Annotated in this window: 12 protein-coding genes; 11 read left to right on the top strand and 1 reads right to left on the bottom strand. The window is 34.3% G+C overall.

What is annotated here, in order from left to right; genetic code table 11:
* Positions 1–7 precede the first annotated feature (7 nt).
* The 8 genes from HHX25_RS04945 to HHX25_RS04910 all read left to right on the top strand — a co-directional run bounded on the left by HHX25_RS04945 (position 8) and on the right by HHX25_RS04910 (position 15,091).
* Positions 8–1,747 carry a RagB/SusD family nutrient uptake outer membrane protein gene (locus HHX25_RS04945; RefSeq protein ID WP_169670761.1) on the top strand — a complete coding sequence of 580 codons (1,740 nt, stop codon included), beginning with the start codon at positions 8–10 and terminating at the stop codon, positions 1,745–1,747.
* A gap of 11 nt (positions 1,748–1,758) precedes the next feature.
* Complete coding sequence (locus HHX25_RS04940) at positions 1,759–3,417, top strand: SwmB domain-containing protein (protein ID WP_169670759.1); 1,659 nt, start codon at positions 1,759–1,761, stop codon at positions 3,415–3,417.
* Between the two features lie 182 nt (positions 3,418–3,599).
* Positions 3,600–6,626: a beta-galactosidase gene (locus tag HHX25_RS04935; RefSeq protein WP_169670757.1), complete on the top strand. Its 3,027-nt coding sequence runs from the start codon at positions 3,600–3,602 to the stop codon at positions 6,624–6,626.
* A 12-nt stretch (positions 6,627–6,638) separates the two neighbouring features.
* The gene (locus tag HHX25_RS04930) at positions 6,639–7,325 is read left to right on the top strand and encodes a fibronectin type III domain-containing protein (protein WP_169670755.1); all 687 of its coding nucleotides are present in this window, start codon (positions 6,639–6,641) and stop codon (positions 7,323–7,325) included.
* Positions 7,326–7,656: 331 nt separating this feature from the next.
* Entirely contained in the window at positions 7,657–9,081 is a 1,425-nt protein-coding gene (locus HHX25_RS04925) for a sulfatase-like hydrolase/transferase (protein ID WP_169670752.1), read from the top strand.
* 49 nt (positions 9,082–9,130) lie between these two features.
* Positions 9,131–11,035 (top strand): glycoside hydrolase family 97 protein, encoded by a 1,905-nt coding sequence (locus tag HHX25_RS04920; RefSeq protein WP_169670750.1) that lies wholly within the window; start codon positions 9,131–9,133, stop codon positions 11,033–11,035.
* An 11-nt stretch (positions 11,036–11,046) separates the two neighbouring features.
* Positions 11,047–13,614, top strand: coding sequence for a glycoside hydrolase family 2 protein (locus tag HHX25_RS04915; RefSeq protein WP_169670748.1), 2,568 nt, complete (start codon positions 11,047–11,049; stop codon positions 13,612–13,614).
* A 7-nt stretch (positions 13,615–13,621) separates the two neighbouring features.
* Positions 13,622–15,091 (top strand): sulfatase family protein, encoded by a 1,470-nt coding sequence (locus HHX25_RS04910; protein WP_169670746.1) that lies wholly within the window; start codon positions 13,622–13,624, stop codon positions 15,089–15,091.
* 223 nt (positions 15,092–15,314) lie between these two features.
* Here the strand turns inward: HHX25_RS04910 and HHX25_RS04905 are convergent, their stop codons facing one another.
* Entirely contained in the window at positions 15,315–16,343 is a 1,029-nt protein-coding gene (locus HHX25_RS04905; RefSeq protein WP_169670744.1) for a LacI family DNA-binding transcriptional regulator, read from the bottom strand.
* Positions 16,344–16,717: 374 nt separating this feature from the next.
* Between HHX25_RS04905 and HHX25_RS04900 the strand changes: the two genes are divergently transcribed.
* From HHX25_RS04900 to HHX25_RS04890, 3 genes are all read left to right on the top strand, one after another.
* Positions 16,718–19,756: a SusC/RagA family TonB-linked outer membrane protein gene (locus HHX25_RS04900; protein WP_169670742.1), complete on the top strand. Its 3,039-nt coding sequence runs from the start codon at positions 16,718–16,720 to the stop codon at positions 19,754–19,756.
* An 11-nt stretch (positions 19,757–19,767) separates the two neighbouring features.
* Positions 19,768–21,579: a RagB/SusD family nutrient uptake outer membrane protein gene (locus HHX25_RS04895; protein ID WP_169670740.1), complete on the top strand. Its 1,812-nt coding sequence runs from the start codon at positions 19,768–19,770 to the stop codon at positions 21,577–21,579.
* Between the two features lie 115 nt (positions 21,580–21,694).
* Positions 21,695–25,120: a VCBS repeat-containing protein gene (locus HHX25_RS04890; protein WP_169670738.1), complete on the top strand. Its 3,426-nt coding sequence runs from the start codon at positions 21,695–21,697 to the stop codon at positions 25,118–25,120.
* Positions 25,121–25,135 lie beyond the last annotated feature (15 nt).

The following is a 25,135-nucleotide window of genomic DNA, read 5'->3' as shown; positions in this document are numbered from 1 at the left end:
AATTGTTATGAAACGAATTATTTTTATTTTAACAACCTTTAGTTTGGTTCTGGCTGCCTGCGAAAATGCAGAGTTTTTAGACGAGAAAAATCCAAACTTGATTGCTACAGATAATTACTGGAAAAATTTAGAAGAAACTAATGCGACTTTGAATTCTACCTATGCAGTGATGTTTAACCATCATGTGTTGAGCTTGTTGGAAGAGTCATGGAGGTCGGATATGGGCTGGCCGGGATATGGTCGTCCAACACCTGGTCAGGATCAAGGTAGAGCATACTATTATAAAACATATACTAATGACGATTCTTCCATTCAAAATAAATGGGATGCGCTTTATCAAGGTATTTTTAGAGCAAACCAGACCATACAAGCGTTACAGAGTCTTGAAGGTACAGTAAATGAAGAGGAATGGACGTTACAAATGGCGCAAGCAAGGTTTTTTAGGGGCTTATTTCATTTTTACTTGCATACCTCGTTTAACCAAGGAGAAATTATAATTAGAGATGCTGTTCCAGTAACTCAAGAAGATTTTAATAAAGGAGTGTCTCCTTCTTCTGAAGTTATTGCCTTTTTTAGAGAAGATCTAAATTATGCCTATGCTAATTTACCTGCGAGCTATGATGGAACTGCAAGTAATGGGCGTGTAACAGCTGGAACCGCAGCAACCATTTTAGGAACGAGCCATTTATATGAAGAGGAATATAGTCAAGCAATGACGTTGTTCAATGATGTTATTGACAATCCAGAATATGGATATCGATTAGTGAATCCAGATGTTTTATTCACAATAGATGGGGAGTTTAATGATGAATCAATTTTTGAGATTAATTATAATGTTACCCATAGACCTGAGCTAGGACAGTGGGATGAACTTAGTCAAACTAACAGACTGGCATTTTTCTTTAGAGGTGTATATACAGCTATGCCGGCTTGGGCTTTATATAAATATAAAACAGAGCCAATGGATCCTCTAGATGATAGAAATTATTATATAGATCCAGTAGAAGGTAGAAAATTACGTAATGTACCTTTAAGAGCATCTCAAATGGTAACACTTATTGAAGATGCGCAAACATTATATTATTTAACCGATTATGTAAGCGAAAATATGCTTAAAAACCCAGTTGGATGGGGGTTCGGTCACTTAAAGAAATATTCCAACCATGACCACTTAGAAAGTGAAGATGATAATCCAGAGGGCGGATGGAATTCAGGTAAAAATGCCATAGTGAATAGATTGGCCGATGTATATTTAATGCGTGCTGAAACCAAAATAAAAACAGGAGATGTTACTGGAGCATTAGCAGACATAAATGCTGTTCGAGCCAGATGGGGACTTGTGCTGTTAGGGCCAGCTCTGGATGGAGCTCATACATATAATGCTGAAGTTTATACTGCAGAAACATTAATGGATCATTTAATGTATGTAGAAAAACCTTTGGAATTATGTAATGAAGGATATTCCATTCGTTGGACAGACCTACGTCGTTGGGGTATAATTGGTGAAAATTTTGAAAGATTAGCTAATGAGGTATACCATTCGATAGACTTTACATATACTAAAATGGACGGAGGGCAGGCCACATCAGATGTATCGTTGCAATTAGGACCAGATACTAGTGGTACAGCTTCTCATGTAGTAGATTATGAGTATGATTTAACTGCTGAAAATTATATTCCTGAGCTGCATGATTATTTACCCATTCCACTAAGTGAAATTACAACTAACTCAAGCATAACTGACTAAAAACAAACATTATGAAGAATATTGAAAAATATATAATAATATGTCTTGCTATGCTATTAATAGTAGCTTGCCAAGATGATGAATATGATGCACCTGATACGGTTTCCGATGTAACATGGTATACTAGTGTTCCTCCAGGAGATGAGTTTTTAAGGGCAACAGGTGGTTTTATATCCTTTTTAGATGCTTCACAAGGAGATATTTCTCATGAATGGACTATTGAAGAAGGTAATCATTTCTTAAAAACAGGATTTAATGATAAAGACTTTTTACCAGATTTTATCGATTCGAGCAAGGGGCTTGTAACCGACGATAAAGCCGTTCATGTTTTATTTATGAAAGAAGGTAAAAGTACAATTTGCCTTAAGAATATATTTGATGAAAAGGTGGTATACCAAACTGTCGATGGCCCTATTGAAGCCACTCAGGTTGGAGATAAATGGGTATTTGAAAAGTGTTTTGAAGTAGAAGTTATAGCTGAAGAAATTAAACCAGCATTTCGAATACTTCAAGACGGTATCGAAATACTTAGAGTTGGTGAAGATGATGAAATAGATATTAAAGATAAAGATACATGGCCTACTATAGATGTTGAAGTTAACAAAACACTTACATTTATAGATTTAAGTAAGGTTGGAATACCCAATGCCCGAACATGGCGTATCAATGGCGGTGTACCAGAAACTTCAAACGATTCAATTGCAGAAATTGCATTCTTGAATTTTGGTACAACAGTTAATTTAGGTCGTATTGAATCCAGAAGAGATGAACCGCTTCCAACCAAAACAAACTGGAAATATATACCTCTAAATGTAAGCGTTGTATCTTCATCCGAGCCTTTCGAAGTAATTAGTGAAATTAATGAAGATGAGACAGAAAAAATATCGTTTCAGGTTGCCGGTATTATAGATCCCGCTAGCTTGGCAGGGCAAAATGGAAATTTTACGGTTAACGTAAATAATACAGATGCAGGTTTTAACCAAGATATTGCGGTGCAAGCTATCGAAATAAATTCTGTTGACGAGTCTATTTTGGAACTAACATTGGCGGATCCCATATATAATAGTGATGTTGTAACCATTTCATATAGTGGAGGAGGTATTCAATCTACGGATGAAAGGCCTCTCGAAGATTTTGGTCCAATAACTGTAAATATGTATACTACAAATGTTTTAAGTAAAGATATTTTCGGAGCCGAAGGAGTAACTGGAACACGTGGTGGCGTTCAAGGGTTTTGGGCACAGCATAGTGAGTGGTTTGATACAGGCGGACGTTCGGAAGAGCAAGCCGCTAGTGGAAATGCTTCCTTTAAATGGAGTACCCCAGACTGGGATACAATGTCTGGTGGCAATCACAATTTCCAGGGGTCTGGAGATGGTCAATTTGTTGCAGATCCAGGAACTTATGAAATGTCGTTGAAAGTATATCTTCCATCAGGTTCCGATATGCAAGCCGTTAGAACTGTGTTGCAAACTCCTTGGACACCTGTAACATGGTCGTTCGATGGCATAGCAAAAGATACTTGGGTGACTTTAACTAAGACTGTAAATATCACAACACACACTTTTATGTGGTTACAGATGAATAGGTCAGATAATCCAGGAATTTCTGGAGCACAGACTATGTATATTGATGATATAGAACTTGCACCTATAGAACTGAGACCTTAATTTAAAATAATAAATATCCGATCTTTATTTTTCAGGAAGGTCGGATATTTTTATTATTAGCATAATTATGAATAATATTTATTGATAGATAAATGTTTGCTAACCATGAATATTATAATATTCATAATGACCCTAAATTTAACATTAAAGTATTGATTGTTAGTGTAAAAACTATGAAGACCATGAAAAAAAATAAAATTAAATTCCTACACGTATTCAGCTTAATGGCCCTTCTTTTTATAAGCCATTTTAATTATGCTCAAGTTCGAGTACCAAGAATTAACATAGAAGATTTTACTGGTACAGAAGAGCAGGCTAATGCTAAAATTGCAACTTTAGAAGCTCTAATAACAGATGCAGAAAATGAAGGTATTGATGCCTTAAAAGAAAAAATGACGGTTCGTTTGGCCAAAGTATTTTTGGTTTATGCTAATTGGGATGAAAACAATAAAGATCTTCACGAAGATTTCTTCGATGGATTACATACATTCCATCAAACTACGCCGCAAAACTTAGCAGAACATTTAGCCACTTATGAGCGTAGTTCAGTAATTACAATTTTAGAAGAAGGTATTGCTACACTTACAGCAATTATTAATGGGGAAAGAACTCGTAAACCAATTCCAAATATAGATTGGTCTAAAATAGACTATGATGGAAATCAATTGGTGCATGAAGGGAAGCCTATTTATATCTCAGAATATATTTGGCAGCCAGATAAAGCTGGTGATCATGATTTAAGAGACTATTTTGGGGCCTTTGATGGTTTTTATGTAGACCCAGGACATGTATCTAATGAAAATGGAGATATAGCTCAGTGGCTTAGAAATAATATTATGAGTGAGCCTTCAGGTAATTTTGGAACCATATTTTTCGGGCAAAGACGTATACCAAACTGGTTGAAACAGAAGTATCCAGACATAGAAGTTGGAGAAGCGCATTATATAGGTTATGATATTAGTAGTCCAGGCTCAAGAGAAATAATGACAAAGCTTTGTGAAGGTATTGTGCCACTAACAGCTGGTAAGAACTTTTCTAAGCAAGGGTATATGCTCACTAATGAGCCACATTGGAATCTGGCAGGAACATGGGAAGTAGTTGAGTTTTCAGAACATGCAAAAGATAGTTTAAGAACATGGTTACAAAATAAGCATACAGATATTGCAAGCCTTAATACACTATGGAATAAAAGTTTTTCAAGTTTTGATGACATAACAATAGATGATTTTCCCATGCCAGATAGCGAAAGAGGAAACCCTATATGGTATGATATCATGAGGTTTAATCAGGAGCGGGTTACCAATTGGTTCACATTTATAAATAATGAAGTCCTGAAGCATGATCCTGAGGCTAAAACACATATAAAGGTAATACCATTTCAATGGGCTCAAAATGGTAGACATAGCGGATTGGATTTTGAGGCACTAACTGCTTTAACAGGGAACATAGGTAATGATGCAGGAACAAAAAACTCTTTAAGATGGGGAGGCCCTCAGCCCTGGGAAGATCGTTACCATTATTTCTGGAGAGATATGGCTATGACCTATGATTTCTTTAGATCTGTATCACCAGATAAAGTGAACTATAACTCAGAGGGGCATTATATTCAGGCCAATGCGTTTACAGATTTATTTTTAGATCCAGCTTATGTAAGGACAGTTTACTGGCAATCTACATTACAAGGTATGAATTCATGTCAGGGTTGGTTTTGGCCCAGAAAAGCAGATGGTTCTTTAGATCCAAATTCAGCTGAATCAATGGGGGGATCATTGATTGAACAACCTAGAGTTGTTAATGAGATAACGTCTACTTTAATGGATTTAACAGCACATTCTAATCACATATCAAAACTACAACATGTAAATCAGGATATTCGTATTTTTTATTCAGAAACATCGGCAATTAATAAAGGAAACCATATGGATCAAATATTTGAGCTCTATGAATCCTTATATTTTGAAGGGGAGTCTATAGGATTTGCAACCAGAAATATTATTGAAACACAACCAAATAATGATTGGGATGTTATTTTGGTTAATAGATCAGAATTTGTAACAACAGAGGAGTTACAGGCACTTCAGAACTATTTAGATAATGGAGGAACCATTATTATGGATGGAGAAAGTCTGGAAAAAGATGAGTATGGGAGAAACCATACTACAACTTTAAATACTAATAATGGAGGTACTCTCCTTACAGGAAGTTCTGTTGCAGATTTTACAACAAAAGCTCTGGATTTAATTGATAATAAAGGACATGCATCCAGGTTTACTTTAAGTGAAACAAATGGTATAGGGAGTAAAGGGTGTATGTGGAGAAGTTACACAAGTAACGAGGGTGAAGAAATCATAAATATTGTAAATATTGGTAAAACCCAGGCGACACTTTCTATAGGATTAAAAGGTACTGATAACGCTTTAATATGTACAGACTTATTAACAGGTGAAACGTTCGGCGAAGAATTCACAATGCAACCAGAAACGGTTTATTTACTGTCAGTAAGAGAACGTACTAATGCAGATAATAGATTTACCATAGTAACTACAAGCGAAACTTGTCCTGATCAGGATAATGGAGAAATTGAAATTACGGCAGATGTTGAACAAAACTACATAGCTACATTCAATGGGGTTGATACCAATTTCACGAAAGAACTCACTTTGAATGATATAATGCCTGGAACTTATGAGTTATGCATAAGAGCAGAAGGACTTGCTTCAAGCACATGTTATAATCTGGAAATTAAACAAGCAGAATCCATAACAGGCAAGTCAAGTGTAGATATTAAATCGAGTAAAATGTCTGTTAAAATAGAAGAAGGTACTGCTCCCTACACAGTTTCTGTTAATGATGTTGACGTTTATCAAACCAGAGCCTCGTCATTCGGTGTTGAGGTTAATCAGGGTGATGTGGTTAAAATAAAAACAGATGTGGATTGCGAAGGACTTATGATTGAAAAAGTAGATTTTCTTAATAGCGTTAGAGCATATCCTAATCCAACAACAGGCCTTATAGAACTTGCCATACCAGTAGCCGAAAAATCAATACCAGTTAATATATATGGTTTGCATGCTCAATTAATTTCTTCAAAAATATATCCCGTTGTGTCAGGAAAGATAATTTTAAATATTCAAGACAAACCAGACGGCATTTATTTTGCAGAAGTGTTATTCGACAGACCAGTAAATGTGAAAATTGTAAAAAAATAAACTATGATGAAAATGATAAAAACAATAGCCTTAGTCTTTTTTATGACATTTTTGTTCTCCTGTAGTGGTGGTAGTGATTCACCCGCACCTGAAGAAAACAAGGCGCCAGAGAAAGTAGAAACCTTAACATACCCTACTAACAATTTGTTGTGTATAGACAATACATTAGATTTTCAGTGGGGAGCATCATCAGATCCTAATGGAGATGCTATAACTTATACGTTGGAAATAGCAACCAAAAGTGATTTTTCAGATGTAGAGAGCCACACATCAACAACCACAACAAAAACGGTGACATTGGAAAAAGGAAAGGCTTATCATTGGAGGGTTCAAGCAAAAGACAGTAAAGACTTGTCGAGTGAATATTCTTCTGTTTATCAGTTTTATACAGAAGGTATAGGGGTGGTAAACCATTTGCCTTTTTCGCCAGAATTGATAGCGCCAGAAAATGATTCAAACACATCAGATGCATCTATCGATTTGAAATGGGATGCCAGCGATGTCGATGATGATGCTTTAACATACGATGTGTATTTTGATACAGTTAACCCACCAGTTTCTATGATGGGAGATAACCAATCTGAAAAGGAAATCAATGTTTCGCTAACAGTAACAACTACTTATTATTGGAAAGTTGTTGTTAATGATGGGAATGGTGGTGAAGCTATAGGGCCGGTTTGGAGCTTTGAAACAAATTAAAAAATAACATTGATTAGTAGTTTAAGTTAATTATAAAGTAGAGATTTATATATTTAGAATCTCTACTTTTTTATTCAATGATGAGGAGAGTATATTTATGGAAGATTCTCTAATGTTTAAATGACCATTGAGTACAATAGTTTGTGTAACAGATAAACCATTTTTTTGAATATTTGAAAAAAACAATGTAATTATCAAACTATAAATACATTCAAACCAGAAATTCCTTTGAATATTAAAGGATTTAGTATTGAACTCGAACACCCCTCAAATGAGGTTCCAGCTTCAATATTTGAAGTCATTTGCAATTAAATTGAAAACAATTCAAAAAATGAAAAAATATATAATCTATCTGGTTTTTGTTAATTTAATAGTTATTGGTTGTAAACAAAAACCACAGGATGTTTCACGAAATCATACTAAAATAACAAAGAAAAAACGACCTAATGTACTATTTCTGCTAGCAGATGATTTAGGATACGGAGAATTAGGGGCCTATGGTCAAAAAACAATAAAAACACCATTTCTAGATAGTTTAATAGGTCAAAGTATGAAGTTTACCAACTTCTATGCAGGTAGTGCTGTATGCGCGCCATCTCGTGCTGTGTTAATGACAGGGAAAAGTTCATCAATAAACACCATACGAGGTAATAATGGTTTAATGCCAAATGGTAGAGGAGGTAGAATCGCATTACGTAAAGATGAAGTTACTTTGGGAGAAATGATGACAGATGCGGGTTATGAAACGGCATTTATAGGGAAATGGCATCTTGGAGATCCCGATGATGTCTCTACATGGGCACATGGTCGCGGATTTAGTTATGCTGTACAAGAACAATGGTCTAATAAAAGGAATAAGAAGAATTTTGATGGCCCTATGGAATATATAAACGGCATGAAAGATTCTATTTATTTCGATTGGACAAAATGGCAAAGTCATGACGAATATAGAACAGATTTAGCACTAAAATATTTAGATAAAAAAGAGAGCGATAAACCATTTTTTCTATTCATGTCTTACAGAGCACCTCATGGTCATGAAAAAGTAATTGGAAACAAAACTTTGTATACCGAAAAAGGCTGGAAAGAGCCGAACAGATTACATGCAACTCAAATAACACTTCTAGATTCCTATATAGACAGATTACTTAAAAAAATTGATACTATGGGAGAATTAGATAACACATTAATCTTTTTTACTAGTGATAATGGTCCACATAGTGAAGGTAATGGACATGATCATGAGTTTTTTGAAAGTAATGGTGTTTTAAATGGATTTAAGAGAGATGTTTATGAAGGCGGTATAAGAGTCCCTTTCTTTGCTTATTGGAAAGGAAAGATTATACCTGGTTCTGTCTCTAAGCATATGGGTAGTGGACAAGACTTTATGCCTACCTTAGCAGAGATTGTGGGTATAAAAGTCCCTGAACAATCAAATGGGATTTCATTTTTGCCTACGCTTATTGGAAAAGAACAACCAAAGCATGAATATCTTAATGTAGAAGGTTTTTTTTCAGGTAAAAATGCATTCCGTCAGTCCATTAGATATGGCGATTTAAAAGGCGTTCGTTATGGAGCAGACAATCCCGTTGAGATATATGATCTTAGTAAAGATATTGCAGAAGAACATGATGTAGCCAATCAATATCCAGACTTGGTTACTAAAATAGAGACGTTCTTTAAAGAAGAACGAACAAACCCTTCAACTTACCCTTATGGTGGGTTTCATTATAAAAAGAGTAAAAATAAAAATTAAGAAAAGCGTGAGTTTTAATAGAAAAGTAGTATTCAAACTATCATTTTTAATGATGGCAATAGTATTGATGTCATGTAGTAAAACAGAAGAAAAATTTGTACTAAATCATGGCAAAAATGAAGTGCAGATATTTAAGACTAATAATGGCGCATTAGCTTATCAAATTACTTCTAGCGGAACAACTGTTATTGATTCTTCTTCCCTGGGGATTACTATAAATAACAATATTCTAGGAAGACATTCAAATATAAAATTAATAGATGAACAGCCATTTTTAACTAAATTTCCTTTGTTAGGAGTTAAAAGTAAAGCAGAATACAAGGCTAAAGTAGCAACATTTCAATTAACAGAAATTAGTGGTTTAATTTGGTATATAGATATTCAGGTTTCAGATGAAGGAGTAGCCTATAGATATCGTGTTCCAGGTACAGAAACGCAAACAGTTAATGGAGAAGAGACGGCATTTAAAATTCCTTCAAATACAAAAGTTTGGTTTTTTGAGAGAAATAGTGATTGGAAATTAAAATCACATGCAGGAGAATGGTTGTCTGCAGATATTTCTAAGATGCCCAAGATATCAAAAATGGGGCCTACCCAAGGGCTTACATTAACTTTAGAATTACCACAAGGCGGTTATGCTCAGCTAGCAGAAGCTGCACTTTGGAATTATAGCGGCATGCGCCTTGAAGCTATTGGAGATAATACGTTTAGAGCAAATTTTACAGAGGGAGGTAAAGGCTTTGAAATAGAGGGTGATATAAAAAGCCCTTGGCGATGTATATTGTTGGCAGATAATTTAAACGATTTAGTAAATAATACGATGGTGCCTGCATTAAACCCAGAACCAGATAATACACTTTTTGCAGATAGAAGTTGGATAAAACCAGGAACATCGGTATGGCATTGGTGGACTAAAAAAGAAGCTACTCCTGAAGATGAAAATCAAATGGTTGATGATGCTATTGCTCTAGGCTTAGACTATTCTATGGTAGATGAAGGCTGGGAGAAATGGGATAATAAATGGGAGACAACCACTAAATTATGTAATTACGCCAATAAAAATAACATAGGCATCTTTTTATGGAAACGTTCTAAAGAAATCAACTTTCCAAAAAACGATTGGGAAGTGATGCGTTATTTTTTAGATAGTGTAAAAATGACAGGGGCAAAGGGTGTAAAGGTTGATTTTATGAACGGACAAACAAAAAAACTTATAGATTTTGATGAAAACCTATTAAAAAAAGCTGCCGAACGCCAACTTATGGTGAATTTTCATGGATGCCAACAAAGTTCTGGAGAATATAGAACCTACCCTAATGAGGTAACAAGAGAAGGAGTAAGAGGATTAGAAGTAAACGGTATGAAAGAAGGCATGCTAACAGCATCTCATAATGCAGCATTACCTTTTACAAGACTTGTTACTGGGCATGCAGATTACACACCAATAGGGTTTACAAACCCAGGAGAAACTACATGGGCGCATCAATTGGCAACATTAGTCTGCTTTTATTCGCCATTTCAATGTTTGGCAGAAGGTACCGATTTTTTACAAGAATCTCAGTATGTAAAACCAGCTTTAAGTTTTATAGATGAGGTACCATCAGTTTGGGATGAAACCATAGTATTGCCAGAAAGTAAAATAGGAGATTTAGCCATTATTGTCAGACGAAAAGATAAAGATTGGTACTTAGGAGTTTTAAATGCAGGCGATACAAGAACAATTCATGTAAACTGTGATTTTTTATCTGAGAATAGCTATACTACCGAAGTTTTTACAGACGATTTAGAAGCAGATAAATTTGATATTTCTGGGTTGCATCCCAGACAGTTTTTTAAAGAATTCAATAAAGTAACACTATTTAAAAAAGAAACAACAAAAGCTAATAAAACAAGTGACTTAAAAATAGATTTAGCCCAAAATGGAGGAGCGGTAGTTTGGTTTAAATCGAATTAAAAAATAATAAAATGAAGTTTTCTTTTTTTAGAAAAATTACTAAAATTTTAATCACATTAAGCATGGCGTTAGTCATGGGGAGTACTATGTTTGTTCACTCTCAAGAAAGTGAGTTTTCCAAGTACAATTATTTAAAACAAACGTTGTCTTTAAATGGGGACTGGCAATTTGCAGATAGTACCCAAGTAAAAGGTAATAATTGGGATGTATTACCAGTACCTTCCAGTTGGAATACATTTACAGAATATGCCGATTATATTGGAGATGCTTGGTATAAAAAAACAATTTCAGTACCCAAAAACTGGTCTGGAAAACGTATTTTTTTAAAATTTGATGCCGTTTATGACATAGCAGATGTTTGGTGTAATGAGCATTATTTGGGGCAACATGTTGGTGGTTATACACCTTTTGAATTTGATATCAGTCCGTATATTTCAGCTGGAGAAAAAGGTGTCATAAAAGTAAAAGTAAATAACGAGCATGTTGTTGGAGCCTGGTTTCAATGGGGGGGTATCAATAGAGGTGTACATTTAATAGCACATGATGCATTAAGGTTGATTCGGCAAAAAATAGAACCTGTACTTGATGTTGTCACAGGAACAGCCCAGGTAAAATTAAAGGTAACTGTTGAGAATACCTCAGATTTAGATAAGTCTGTTTTAATTAGAGGGACCATTAAAGAACTGGATGACGTTGCATTTAGACTTACAGGAAATGTAAAAGCAGGTACAACAACAACGTTAACAAATAATATATTCCTAAATACCAGTCAAACACGTCTTTGGCATTTTGATGACCCGCAATTGTATCACCTTGAAACGGTATTGTTTAATAATACCGAAGCTATAGATGTATTACAGGCGCATTTTGGTATTAGGCATATAAATATGAAACCTGATGGACTTTACCTCAATGGCGAAAAAGTACGTTTAATGGGGTATAATCGTGTACATGATCATAGAGCTTATGGAAATACAGAACCAGAACATTTGGTGAAATCAGATATTGATATGATGAAACGCTCTGGAGCTAATTTCTCAAGAATCATGCATGCACCTAGTTCTCCAGAATTATTAGACTACTGTGATAAAGTTGGCTACTTAATTTGGGCGGAAATCCCAATGTGGCAAACCGTGTATAGAGTACCAATGAATAATAAAGAGGACGCAGAAATAGCAAAACAATTATACCCAGGAAACGCCTTAAAGGAAATGATACAGCGCGATTGGAATCATCCTTCAATAATAGGTTGGTCACCAGGCAATGAATTACGGGCAGAAGCGAGTTTGTATGTAGAAACCATGAAGCCTTTAGTTAAAGCATTAGATGTAACAAGGCCTTATGCTAACATACATGATGCTGGTTTCGATAAATTCTCTGAAGGTGGCTACAAGAATATAGATCGGCATAATGTAGATGCCATTTTAATGAATAAGTATGGCGGTACAGAAAATAAGATAAAATCTGTTTTAAAACAACATGAATTAGTACCAGAACTGCCTATATTTTATAGTGAATATGGAGAAAAACGGGATGAGTCTTTAAACTTTATGGTAGACTTCAAACCACTATGGGAACGTTTGGGTAAAGAACCATATGTTATTGGGGGAGCACACTGGACGTTTAATGATTACCGCAGTTATTTTAAAAAAACACCTCCTAGCCAAAACAGAGATTGGGGTATCGTAGATATTTGGAGAAACCCAAAGACTTTGTACTATCATATGTCTGAAATTAATGCACCAGTACATGATATTAATGTGGTGTTTAGTAAAAAAGAAGCTCGTGTTAACATCATACCAAGAGGTGTTTTAGAAATTCCATCGTTTACATTAAGAGGTTATTCCTGGGTTTACGAAATTTTAGATGAAAATGGATTGACGGTAAGCGGTAAAATTTACAATTTACCAGAAATAAAACCAGGAACCGAAAGTTTTTCTGAAACTATTGAATTAGGTGGCTCAAAAGGGAAAACATTAGTTGTATCTATCCTATCAAATAATGGTTACGCCGTTGCAGAATCACGTTTTGATATGATAACTCAAGAAGAATTACCCTTACCAACATTTACAACGCCAAAAGATCCTGAAATTAGAAAAGTATTACCATTAGATAAAAGTTTTATGGTTGGAGTAACAAGTCTTGAGGGAGACAAGGGGTTAGAAGTTGAATATGGTATCAAGTCGGGTAAATATACAAAGCAGCTCAAAGCAAATGTAAAAGGAGCTATAAGAATAAGAGGTTTAGAAAATGGGAAGACGTATTTTGGAAGGGTAAGACGCGTACTTGCCGAAGGTTTCAGTGTTTGGTCTAACGAATTTATAGTAATCCCAGATGGAGATAAAAATCCAGAACCTCCAAAAATTCTAGGTGTTATTAAAGGAGAAGATAAACTTATTGTAAGATTAGAGGCTTCAGAAAAAATAACAGGATATAGAGTGGACTTGAATAAAGGGAACGTTCTAAAAATTGAAAAGGTAAACCCAGGCTATTTAATTTTACCCAAGAACAGTATAAAAGTTTCTACAGTAAACAAATATGGAGTGTCTAGACCGACTTCAATTTTGATGAAAAAATAGAATTCAAATGAAAAAAGAGAAAATTTCAAAAGTTATTTTATGCGTTTTAGTAGCGTTTACTTTTTTGAGTTGCCTTAAACCAAAAGGAAAAGAAAAAAAAGAGCAGCAACTAAATGTACTTTGGATAAATGCAGATGATTTAGGAAGAGAATTGGCTTGCTATGGTAACCCTGATGTATCTACGCCACATATAGATAAATTGGCAAGTGAAGGGATATTATATACCAATGCTTTTTCTACGGCGCCAATATGTTCTACTAGCAGGTCTTCAATTATTACTGGGATGTACCCAACATATATAAACTGCCAGGATCATCGAACGTTAAATATGACGAAACTACCAGAAGGTATTCTGCCAATTACCAAGTACTTTCAAAAAGCAGGCTATTACTGTACGAATGCAAGTTCAGAAGATTTTAGTAAAAATGGAAAAGAAGACTTTAATTTTTTAAATGATGGGCTTTTTGATGGTACCGATTGGAATAACAGAGCCGAAGGACAGTCATTTTTTGCGCAAGTGCAAATTCATAATCCACACCGTTTGTTTGTAAAGGATACCGAAAATCCTATCAATCCAGATAAAGTTTTCGTTCCAGAATGTTATCCAGATCACCCATTAATTCGAGCCGATTGGGCTGCATATTTAGAAAGTGTACAGGAATGCGACAGGCAAGTAGGTAGAATTATGGCAAAACTTGAAAAAGAAGGATTATCTGATAATACGATTGTTATTTTGTTTGGAGATCATGGACGTCCACATTTAAGAGATAAACAGTTTTTATATGAAGGAGGATTACAGGTGCCTCTCATAGTTAAATACCCTAAAAGCATACAACTAGGAACTCTAAATAACGATTTAATAAGCTTGATTGATGTTACTGCGACATCATTAGATATAGCTGGATTAGAAGTACCAGATTATATGCATGGAAAAGTGTTTATAGGGGATAAAAAAGATCAAAGAGATTATATTTTTGGCTTTAGACAAAGAGCAGGTGATGCTCCAGAAAATATGAGAAGTATTTCTGATGGTAGATACAAGTTGATTTGGAATAGAACAGCCGATAGACCTTGGATGCAATTAAGTAGTTATAAAAAATTACAATATCCAGCATTTACACTTTATCATGTTTTGAATGAAAGAGGTGAATTGGGGAGTCCATACAATCTGTTGATGGCAAAAACAAAACCAGTGATTGAACTTTATGATTTAAAAAATGACCCTTTGGAGTTTTCTAACTTAGCTGAACATAAAGATTTTAAAAATGTGAAAAATAAATTGTTTTCTACTTTAAAAACTAATTTGAAAGAATTTGAAAAGCATATGGTTTTAGAAGATCAGGCTACAATTGAAAAAGCAAAAAAAGGATCTGCTAAATATTATATTAACTCACTAAAAAAGCAAAAACCTGAATTATCACCCAATGCTACCAATGAAGATATCTTGAAAGATTGGGAAAAGAGGTTAGTCAAATAATTTATTTCAAACCTGAATTTCTACAATGCCTATCCCAAACAAGAATGGGATAAAAGGGGAAAATCCATTTGATAAAATAGAAAAATAAACCATTTACTAATGAGCAAATCCCAGATATCAAGTTTGTGTGCATTAGAATATGATCCTTATATCTGGAAAGTTATTTGTTTTGTATATTATTCATTTATGCGTCTTTAAGAAATTAAGGGGTTAATGAATGGGCCTATATAGGTGGTATAGAAAAATCTCTAACTGAAGACTTTCTTATGTTGAATTCCCCGTTAAAAACTATGGTTTCAGTTTCAGAATCAGGATTGTTTATTCTATTCAATAATATTTCTCCAGCCTTTTTAGCCATATCATGTGTGGGTTGTCTAACACTACTCAATTCAGGGGTTACAAGTTTAGCAATTCGGGTTTCGGTAAAACCCACCAAGGCTACATCATCTGGAATTTTGAAGCCGTTATCTTTTAGCTTTTTCATAGCGCCTAAAGCTACCATATCGTTTACGCAAAAGAAAGCATCTGGTATATCATGATGAAAAATCAAATCTTCAATGACTTCCATACCTTCTTCAGCTAATAATCCTGTTTCTATAATTTTGTAATTTTCTTTTGGAAATTTATGTTTGTTCATGGCTTTTTTATAACCTTCAATTCTTTCAGAAGAAACACATAAGTTATTATATCCAGATAAATGATATATCTTTTTATACTTTTGTCTTATAAGGTGTTCTGTAGCGAAAAAGCTCCACTTTACATTATTAAAAATGACTTTAGAAGCTGGTAAAGTTTCATCAATTCTGTTTAAAAAAACAATTGGATATCCTTCATTATATTTTTCTATAAAATACGGTCTGTTTCTGTACCCAACGGTTGGTGCTATAATTAAGCCATCAACCATATTATTGATTAATGTTTTTACATTTTTTAGTTCTTGTTCTTCATTTTCATCAGATTGCATAAGTAAAACTTGATAGCCTTTTGATATAAAAAACTCTTGCAAAACAATCACTATTTCAGAATAATAACTATTCATAAACTCAGGTATGACAACACCTATATTAAATGATTTATTTTGACTTAACTTTTTTGCTATAGGGTTAGGATGATATCCCATTTCTTTAGCTGTTTTTAATATGAGTTCCTTAGTATCTTTTTTTATATCATATTTGTCATTAAAAGCCCTTGATACAGTAGAAACTGATACATTAAGCCTTTTTGCGACATCTTTAATTGTTACATGTATCATAGTTAATTTGTCTTTGGAGTTAATAAAAGAAATTCCACTTTAATTACTAAGAAGTATTGTTTTATGGTTGTTTCCGAAAACATTATTTAGAAATAATTTTTCATTTCAAATGAACCGTTTCATCATTGTTGTTCATGATATAACTGAATCGACAATAAGATATATTAATGATAAAAAGCTCATTTATGCTATTTAAAGATAGTATACAACTTATAGAAGAATGTTTTAAATTCAAATTAATTGATTTCGGAAACGGTTTCGGTTTTCGGAAACGGTTTCGGAAACGGTTTCAATATTTATTGTTTTAAAAATAAGATTCTCGCCTCTTTTTTAGTCTAAGTTTAGCTGAAATTATAAATTAAACATAAATATTTATGAAACTAAATTATTTTTTAGTAATGGTTTTTTTAAGCTGTAACTTGACGCTTTTTGCGCAAGAAAAAACAGTTTCAGGAATGGTTACTGATGAACAAGGAGTTCCACTTGCGGGAACAAACATTTTAGAAGCTGGCACTGGTAATGGTGTGCAGGCCGATTTTGATGGTAATTATAGTATTACGTTAAATGAAGGGGCCACATTAATTTTTTCTTATGTTGGAATGATAACTCAGAACATTTCAGTGAATGGTAGGGAAAAGATCAATGTAACATTAATTGAAGATGCCGCCCAATTAGATGAAGTTGTGGTAGTGGGTTATGGTTCACAGAAAAAAGTGAATCTTACAGGATCGGTTGAAACTGTTAAGGCGGATGAAATTACCAGACAACCAGTTGCACAGGCTTCTCAAGCATTAGCAGGGTTGGTACCAGGCTTAACGGCTGTACAATCTAGTGGACAACCAGGGCGTGATAATGCTACAATACGTATTAGAGGTATTGGTACATTGGGAGATGGGGCAAAAAACAACCCTTTAATTTTAATTGATGGAATTCCTGATGATATTAATGGGTTAGATCCTAACGATATTGAATCTATATCTGTTTTAAAAGATGCATCTGCTTCAGCAATTTATGGATCAAGAGCTGCCAATGGTGTCATATTAATTACCACAAAACGTGGTAAGGAAGGGAAAATTTCTGCTAGTTATAATACTTATGTAGGGGTGCAAGATCAAACCCAAAATCTTGATTTTTTAGGGGCTTTAGAGTATATGGAAGCATTCAATGATGCAGAACCTGGATCGTTTCCAGATTCTGTTTTAAACGATTACAGAGCAGGAGTTGGTGTAGGTACTGAAGCTTTACCTGATACAGATTGGGTAGACTTAGCTTTTTCTCAACCAGGTTTGCAACACTATCATAACTTAAGTGTTAATGGAGGTAGTGAGAAGGCTAGAGTTGCTGCATCTATTTCTTATTTAGATCAAGAAGGAAATATTCCTAATTATACGTTTAAAAGATACAGTGGTAGATTTAATACAGATTTGAAATTAGGAGAAAAGTTTGATGTCACTTTTGATCTTAACTTTAGAAGAGAAGTCGATAGAGCTCCTATGGATTTAAATCAAACCATAGCACAGGTTTACAGAATGCAACCCTTATTTAATGCTTTTAATGATGATGGTACTTGGGGAGCTGGTTTTAATGGAAGTAATCCTATTGCAAGAATTAATTCAGGATCTGTAGATCAAAGAGTAACTAACTATTTTAGAGGAGTACTTAAATTAACATATAGACCAATAGATGATATAGCAATATCAGCAACGTATTCTCCTCAATATAACGATTTTGATAGAGATGATTTTATTGCCACATATATTTGGAAAGATGGCTCTGCCGCAGAGCCTATGACAGATCATTTGTTAAACAATAGTTTATTTAAACAAACTAGTGAAGGGTTTACAGACAACTTTAATGTAATTATTAATTATAATAAAGATTTTGGAGACCATAGTTTTTCAGCATTAGCAGGTTATGAATTTTTAAAATTTCAAACAGAGAACTGGACTGCCAGTAGAAGACGTTTTGTGTTACAAGAATTTAGAAATCTAAATAACGGAGATTCAGATACGCAACTAAACTCTGGAAGTTCAACTCAAAATGGCTTAGAGTCTGTATTTGGAAGATTGAACTATTCTTATAAAGGCAAGTATTTATTTGAAGCTAATGTTAGACGAGATGCATCGTCTCGTTTTGCAGAAGGTTTTAGAGCAGCTACATTTCCTTCGTTTTCTTTAGGTTGGAGAGTAACGGAAGAGGATTTCTTTCCAAAAGACTCTTTTATAAATAATTTAAAACTTAGAGGGTCTTGGGGAGAGTTAGGAAATCAATTTACATATATAACAGTAAATGGTCAATCGGTACTTAACAATTTTAATTATGCTTCTTTATTTGGTGTCGGTAATGCTAATCCAACTTTAGGAGGAATTCCAATAGTAGGAGGGGCTCAAGATGTTTTAGCTAATACTTCATTAATTTGGGAGTCTGGTGAGTCCACAAACTTTGCGCTAGATGCAGGATTCTTTAGTAATAGATTAACATTTACTGGAGAGTACTACATTAGAAAAACTAAAGATATTTTGCTACCAATAACAATTCCTACAAGTGTTGGTTTTAATGCTCCTGCACAAAATGCTGGGGAAGTTAAAAACACAGGTTATGATTTATCCTTAGGATGGCAAGATAGCATAGGAGGGGTTAAATACGGATTTAATTTTAATTACTCTGATTTTAAGAACGAGATTACTGATTTAAATGGTTTGGATGAATTACCACCAGGTCAAACAATTAGTCGTCTTGGAGAGGAGATTGGGTCTATTTTTGGTTTAAAAGTTGAAGGTTTATACCAAGAAAGTGATTTTACAGGAGGCACTTTAAATAGTGGTTTACCTGTGCCAGCATTTGGAGCTATTCAAGCTGGTGATATCAAATATGTTGATTTAAATGAAGATGGAGTAATAAACAATGATGATAGAACTATTATAGGAAGTAACTTGAATAATAAAAATTGGGGTTTTGACTTTTTTGTAGAATATAAAGGATTTGATTTATCAGCTTCTGTTATTGGTGTAAGTGGAAGAGATGTTGTATTAACAGGAGATATGGGATGGTCTTTCTTTAATGCAGGAAAGATTCAACGTTGGCAAACAGATTATTGGACGCCAGAAAACACAAATGCTTCATTGCCACGTTTAACTGCGTTAAGTGCGCATCATAACTGGAGAGTTAATGAAACTTGGATGCATGATGCTTCTTATGTAAGAGTAAGAAATATTACATTAGGATATAAGCTTCCTGCTTCTGTATTGGATAAAGTGAATTTAACTAAAGCTAGAATTTATATTTCGGGACAAAACTTGTTCACGTTTGATAATATGCCAGATGGTATAGACCCATTAGTGCCTAATTTTAATACTGGGCAATTTTATCCAATTTCTAAAGTATACACATTAGGATTAAACATAGGATTTTAAATAAAAATAAAATGAAAAGAATTAAATTAATTATATCTACATGTTGTGTTATAGCTGCATTATCTATCAGTTGTGCAGACAATGTATTAAATTTGGATGATCCAGGTAGCCCTAACAGTGCTACTTTTTTTGAAACTGAAGCCCAACTAGAAGTTGGCTTAGCAGGAGTTTATGAAAGTTTAATCTATACACCAGGAAATTTCGTTCCAACTTTTCCTCAAATTTTAGATCATTCTACAGATTTAGCCTTTAATAGAGGTAATGTAGCTGGTGCTGCCGAAGCAACGCAAGGAGGGTTATCATCAACTAGTCCTCTGCCAAATAATTTTTGGAATAGATTTTATACTGGAATTCAAAGAGCAAACAATCTTCTTGGCAATATGGAAAAAGCTAAAGATGTTACTAACCCTGCTAGATATGATGAAATTAGAGCAGAAGCACTTTTTTTAAGAGCTATTTTTTATAGTTATCTAACAGAGTTATTTGGAGATATACCATTTAGAAAAGAAGCTGCATCAACATTGAATGATTTGGCAATTCCAAAAACTTCAAAAGCAGAAATAGTTACTTCAATCTTGGCCGATTTAGAAGAGGCTGCAAATATATTGCCTCAAACGGCTTCAGCCAGAGGAAGAGCATCTGCTAATGCAGCTAATGGACTGATAGCGAGAATAGCTTTGCACAATGGTAATTATGAACTTGCTGCTAGCAAGGCTCAGGAAGTAATGGATTCTGGCTTAGCGCTTTACCCAGATTATGAGTCGCTTTTTACTCAACCTGTAATAGAAGATACTAATAATCAAGAAAATATTTTAGATATCTCATTTACGGAAGGTACTCGTACTCACGGATTATCTATAGCTCAAGGAAGTAGATATGGAGGGTGGAGTCAGTTTGTGCCAGTTCAACAAACATTAGATTCTTATGAAACAATAAATGGGTTACCAATTGATGAAGACCCATCATTTGATCCTGTAAATCCTTTTGATAACAGAGATCCTAGAATGAAAGCTTCAATAGCTGTTCCTGGAGAACTTTGGACTAACCGAATCTTTCAGCAACATAGTGATAGTATAGCTACGTGGCAAATAGTAAATGGGGTTCAAACCCGTGTAATGAATCTTAATTCGGCTAATCCTGGTGGGTTAAAAATAACAGACCCTGTTAGTGGTGTAGAGTATACAACTGGTGGATCCAATCGTTTCACATCTTTTACGGGATATGTTTGGAAAAAATTCTCTGATGAGCCAGCTCTTACAGGAGATAAAGGGGTTTGGGCAGGAAATGCAGATCATCCAGTATATATTATGAGATTAGCTGAAATGTACCTAACCTATGCAGAAGCTAAGATAGAATCGGGTAATATTGATGCTACAGTATTAGATGCTATAAATGCGGTTAGGGAAAGAGGCTATAATGGTTCTGGCATAACTTATCCTGCTGTTGTAACAATGGATCAGGCTGAGTTAAGAAGAATTGTAAGACGTGAACGAAAAGTTGAATTGGCTAATGAAGGATTACGATTATTTGATATAAGAAGATGGGGAATTGCTGAAAAGCTAATGAATGGTAGCGCAATAGGAGGGCCTGCTAACGGATTTAGTAAAATAGGAGGAGACTTAGGGTTAGTGCCAAATATTGATGAAGATGGTCATGTAACATATCCAGGGGCACCAATTGAACCAAGAAAAGAAAAAGGAGATCTCAATTATAGAGATTTAGAAACAAGAGTGTTTAATCCTGCTAAGGACTATCTATGGCCAATACCTCAGGCAGAAATTGATGCATCAGAAGGTTTGGTTGAGCAAAATCCAAATTATTAATAATTATTTAGTTTGAGTTAGTTTAATTAGAAATCATAGTTGTTGATTTTATTTAGAAGAATTAGGGAACAAATTTTTTTGTTCCCTAATTTCAATTTAACTTAATAGTTTAAAAATGAAACGTAATAATTTACACAAAGGTAGATTTAAAATAACGGCTATAATGTTATTGCTTTTAGCTTCTTCGTGTAAAGAAAAGAATAGCTCTACTACGAATTTTAGAACCGATAAAAATCAAGAAACTAACTACTTATTCGAAATTTTAAATGATTCTTTAACGGGCGTATCATTTGTAAATAGAATTCAAGAGCGTATGGAAATGAATGCGCTTAACTATGATTATATGTATAATGGAGCAGGTGTTTCTGTAGCCGATTTTAATAATGATGGTTTAGCCGATTTGTATTTCATTTCAAATCAGGAAGAGAATAAATTATACTTAAATGAAGGCCATCTAAAATTTAAGGATGTAACACATACTTCAAAAGTCCAGGGATTTCCAGGGTTTGAGTTGGCATCAACCATTGTAGATATTAATTCAGATGGTTTGTTAGATATTTATGTCTGTCTGTCAGGGCCATACATAGAAGACACAGCCAGAGAAAACAAGCTTTATGTAAATAAAGGGAATGATAAAAATGGGGTCCCCATTTTTGAAGAGCAAGGAAAAAAATACCATTTAAATTTACCGCATTATTCCACCCAAGCTGTTTTTTTCGACTATGATAAAGATGGCGATTTAGACCTGTTTTTAATAAACCATAATACAGATACTAAAGTTCTTTATGATTTAGATAGACTACAAAACGTAAAATCTCCTTTAACCAGTGATCGGTTATTTAGAAATGACAATAACGTATTTGTAGATGTTTCAGATGAAGCTGGAATACTAAATGATGGTATTGGGTTTGGTCTAGGCATTGGAATTGGAGATTTAAATAATGACACATGGCCAGATGTTTTGGTGAGTCAGGATTTCGCTTCTAGTGATAGGATTTATCTCAATCAGAAAAACGGAACCTTTAAAGAGGTTTGCAAGAAAGCCACAGGACATACTTCAAATTTTTCTATGGGAAATGATATCGCCGATTTTAATAATGACGGCTGGTTAGATTTTATGACTCTAGATATGGTTTCTGAGGACAACTACGGTATTAAAGCCAGTATGAGCGGAATGAACCCCGAAAAATTTAATGAATTGCTGGCAAAAGGGTTTCATCGTCAATATATGTACAACGCTCTTCAATTAAATAATGGAACACCAACCAAAGATGAGACACCTGTGTTTTCAGATGTAGCTTCTCTTACAGGAATCTCTAGCACAGACTGGAGTTGGGGACCTTTATTTTTTGATATGGATAATGATGGTGATAAAGATTTGTTTGTTTCAAATGGTATAAAAAGAGACTTTAGAAATGTAGATTATATCCATTATAAACAGAGAACTGAAGCAGACTACGCTAAGAAAATAGAAGAAGCTCCAAATTCAGTAAGGAACCTTTTAGAAAAACAAAGGGATGAGGCCATTTTAAGGCGAATGCCCCTAAGAAAAAAAGATAACTATTTCTATGAAAACAAAGGACACTTATCTTTTGACAAAAAGAATAAAAGCTGGTGCAAAGAAATATTAACAGCTTCTAATGGTGCTGCTTATGCCGATTTGGATAATGATGGCGATTTGGAAATTATTACCAATAACATGGATGATAAGGCACATATTTATAAAAATACTGCTATAGAGCAAGGTTTAGGAAACTATTTAAAGGTGAATCTTGTTGGTGCTGAAAAAAATCCTTTTGGGATAGGAGCTCGCGTTGTTATAGCCACTACAAAAGGTTCTCAAACTTTAGAGCAGCATTTTTCTAGAGGATTTCAATCCTCAACAAGTCATGTTTTGCATTTTGGATTAGGTGAATTACAAGAAGTAAAAAAGTTAACCGTTTACTGGCCCGATAATAACGTACAGGAAATACAAAATATTTCAGGCAATCAAAAGATTACATTAAACCATTCAGAAGCATCTCAAACAGCTATAAAAAATGTTAAGGAGTCAAAATCAGAAAGATTGTTTCAGGATGTAACCGTATCAAAAGGACTAAACCATATCAGTCACCAGAATGTATTTAACGATTTTGAAAGGGAAAGTCTTTTACCGCATAAAATGTCTGAAGACAAACTAGCTTTATGTATTGGAGATGTTAATGGTGATAAGCTGGACGATTTTTTCGTGGGAGGGGCTGCTAACTTTCCAGGTGTTTTATATGTGCAAAATCAAACGGGGACGTTCACTAAAACCAATTCGCGTATCTTTAAAGCAGACAAGAAACATGAAGATGTAGATGCTACGTTTTTTGATGTTGATAATGATGGCGATTTAGATTTGTATGTAGTAAGTGGAAGTAATGAGTTTGAGCAAGCCTCTAAATATTATTCAGATCGATTGTATGTGAATAATGATGGCGTTTTTTCAAAGGTTACCGAAGCACTTCCGAAAGGTTTGAATTTTAGTGGATCTGTGGTAAGTCCTCATGATTTTGATAATGACGGAGATATAGATCTTTTTGTAGGAGGAAGACAAACCCCTGGCGTATATCCGTATGCAGGTAATTCTTTTCTTTTAAGGAATGAATCTACCAATACTCAAATTAAATTTTCTCGTGTTGAAAACAAAGAATTGGCAACTATTGGTATGGTTACCGACGCCAAATGGGAGGATATAAACTCAGATGATATTAAGGAATTGATATTAGTTGGTGAATGGATGCCATTGACAGTATTTAAAAACAAAAAAGGAACGCTTGTAAAAGATACATCATTTGCCAATCTAGATAAAAATACGGGCTGGTGGTTTAGTTTAGAATCTGGAGATTTTGATAATGATGGTGATATAGATTTCATAGCAGGAAACCTAGGGCTAAATTCAAAATATCAAGCTTCAAACGAAACACCTTTTCAGGTCTATGCCAAGGATTTCGATAAAACAGGAACAGTAGATATTGTCTTAAGTTACCATCAAAACGGAACTAATTATCCTTTAAGAGGAAGACAGTGTAGTTCACAACAAATGCCCTTTATTAAGAAGAAGTTTTCCAGTTATCATGAATATGCTTTGGCAGATTTAGAGACGGTTTATGGAAAAGAAAATATAAGCAACGCATTAAATCTTAAAGCAACAAATTTTGCATCCTGTCTTTTTGAAAACACAGGAGAAGGTCTATTTAAGATAAAACCATTAGTTAATGAAGCCCAGACAACTACAATAAAGAGCATTGTTTCCCATGATTATAATAAAGACGGGAATTTAGATCTACTTCTTTTAGGGAATCTGTATGGGTTTGAGGTTGAAACTCCCAGACAAGATGCAGGTTATGGTATGTTTTTAAAGGGGAATACAATTGAATTTACAAAAGAGCCACGAGACGATTTATATGTTAATGGAGAGGTTTTAAATGCAAAAACGATAACCTTAAATGATGGCGGAATAGGCGTTTTAATAGTAAAAAATAATGAAGCACTTCAGCTTCTGAAGATTAATAATTAATAATAGGCTTTTTTT

This window comes from Flavivirga algicola (assembly GCF_012910715.1).
Lineage (GTDB): Bacteria > Bacteroidota > Bacteroidia > Flavobacteriales > Flavobacteriaceae > Flavivirga > Flavivirga algicola.
This window is presented reverse-complemented; position numbering and strand designations above follow the sequence as displayed.

Bases quoted from the DNA above. Each gene is read 5' to 3' on its own strand.
- HHX25_RS04945 (WP_169670761.1), top strand. From the start codon at position 8: ATGAAACGAATTATTTTTATTTTAACAACCTTTAGTTTGGTTCTGGCT.
- HHX25_RS04940 (WP_169670759.1), top strand. From the start codon at position 1,759: ATGAAGAATATTGAAAAATATATAATAATATGTCTTGCTATGCTATTA.
- HHX25_RS04935 (WP_169670757.1), top strand. From the start codon at position 3,600: ATGAAAAAAAATAAAATTAAATTCCTACACGTATTCAGCTTAATGGCC.
- HHX25_RS04930 (WP_169670755.1), top strand. From the start codon at position 6,639: ATGATAAAAACAATAGCCTTAGTCTTTTTTATGACATTTTTGTTCTCC.
- HHX25_RS04925 (WP_169670752.1), top strand. From the start codon at position 7,657: ATGAAAAAATATATAATCTATCTGGTTTTTGTTAATTTAATAGTTATT.
- HHX25_RS04920 (WP_169670750.1), top strand. From the start codon at position 9,131: ATGATGGCAATAGTATTGATGTCATGTAGTAAAACAGAAGAAAAATTT.
- HHX25_RS04915 (WP_169670748.1), top strand. From the start codon at position 11,047: ATGAAGTTTTCTTTTTTTAGAAAAATTACTAAAATTTTAATCACATTA.
- HHX25_RS04910 (WP_169670746.1), top strand. From the start codon at position 13,622: ATGAAAAAAGAGAAAATTTCAAAAGTTATTTTATGCGTTTTAGTAGCG.
- HHX25_RS04905 (WP_169670744.1), bottom strand. From the start codon at position 16,343: ATGATACATGTAACAATTAAAGATGTCGCAAAAAGGCTTAATGTATCA.
- HHX25_RS04900 (WP_169670742.1), top strand. From the start codon at position 16,718: ATGAAACTAAATTATTTTTTAGTAATGGTTTTTTTAAGCTGTAACTTG.
- HHX25_RS04895 (WP_169670740.1), top strand. From the start codon at position 19,768: ATGAAAAGAATTAAATTAATTATATCTACATGTTGTGTTATAGCTGCA.
- HHX25_RS04890 (WP_169670738.1), top strand. From the start codon at position 21,695: ATGAAACGTAATAATTTACACAAAGGTAGATTTAAAATAACGGCTATA.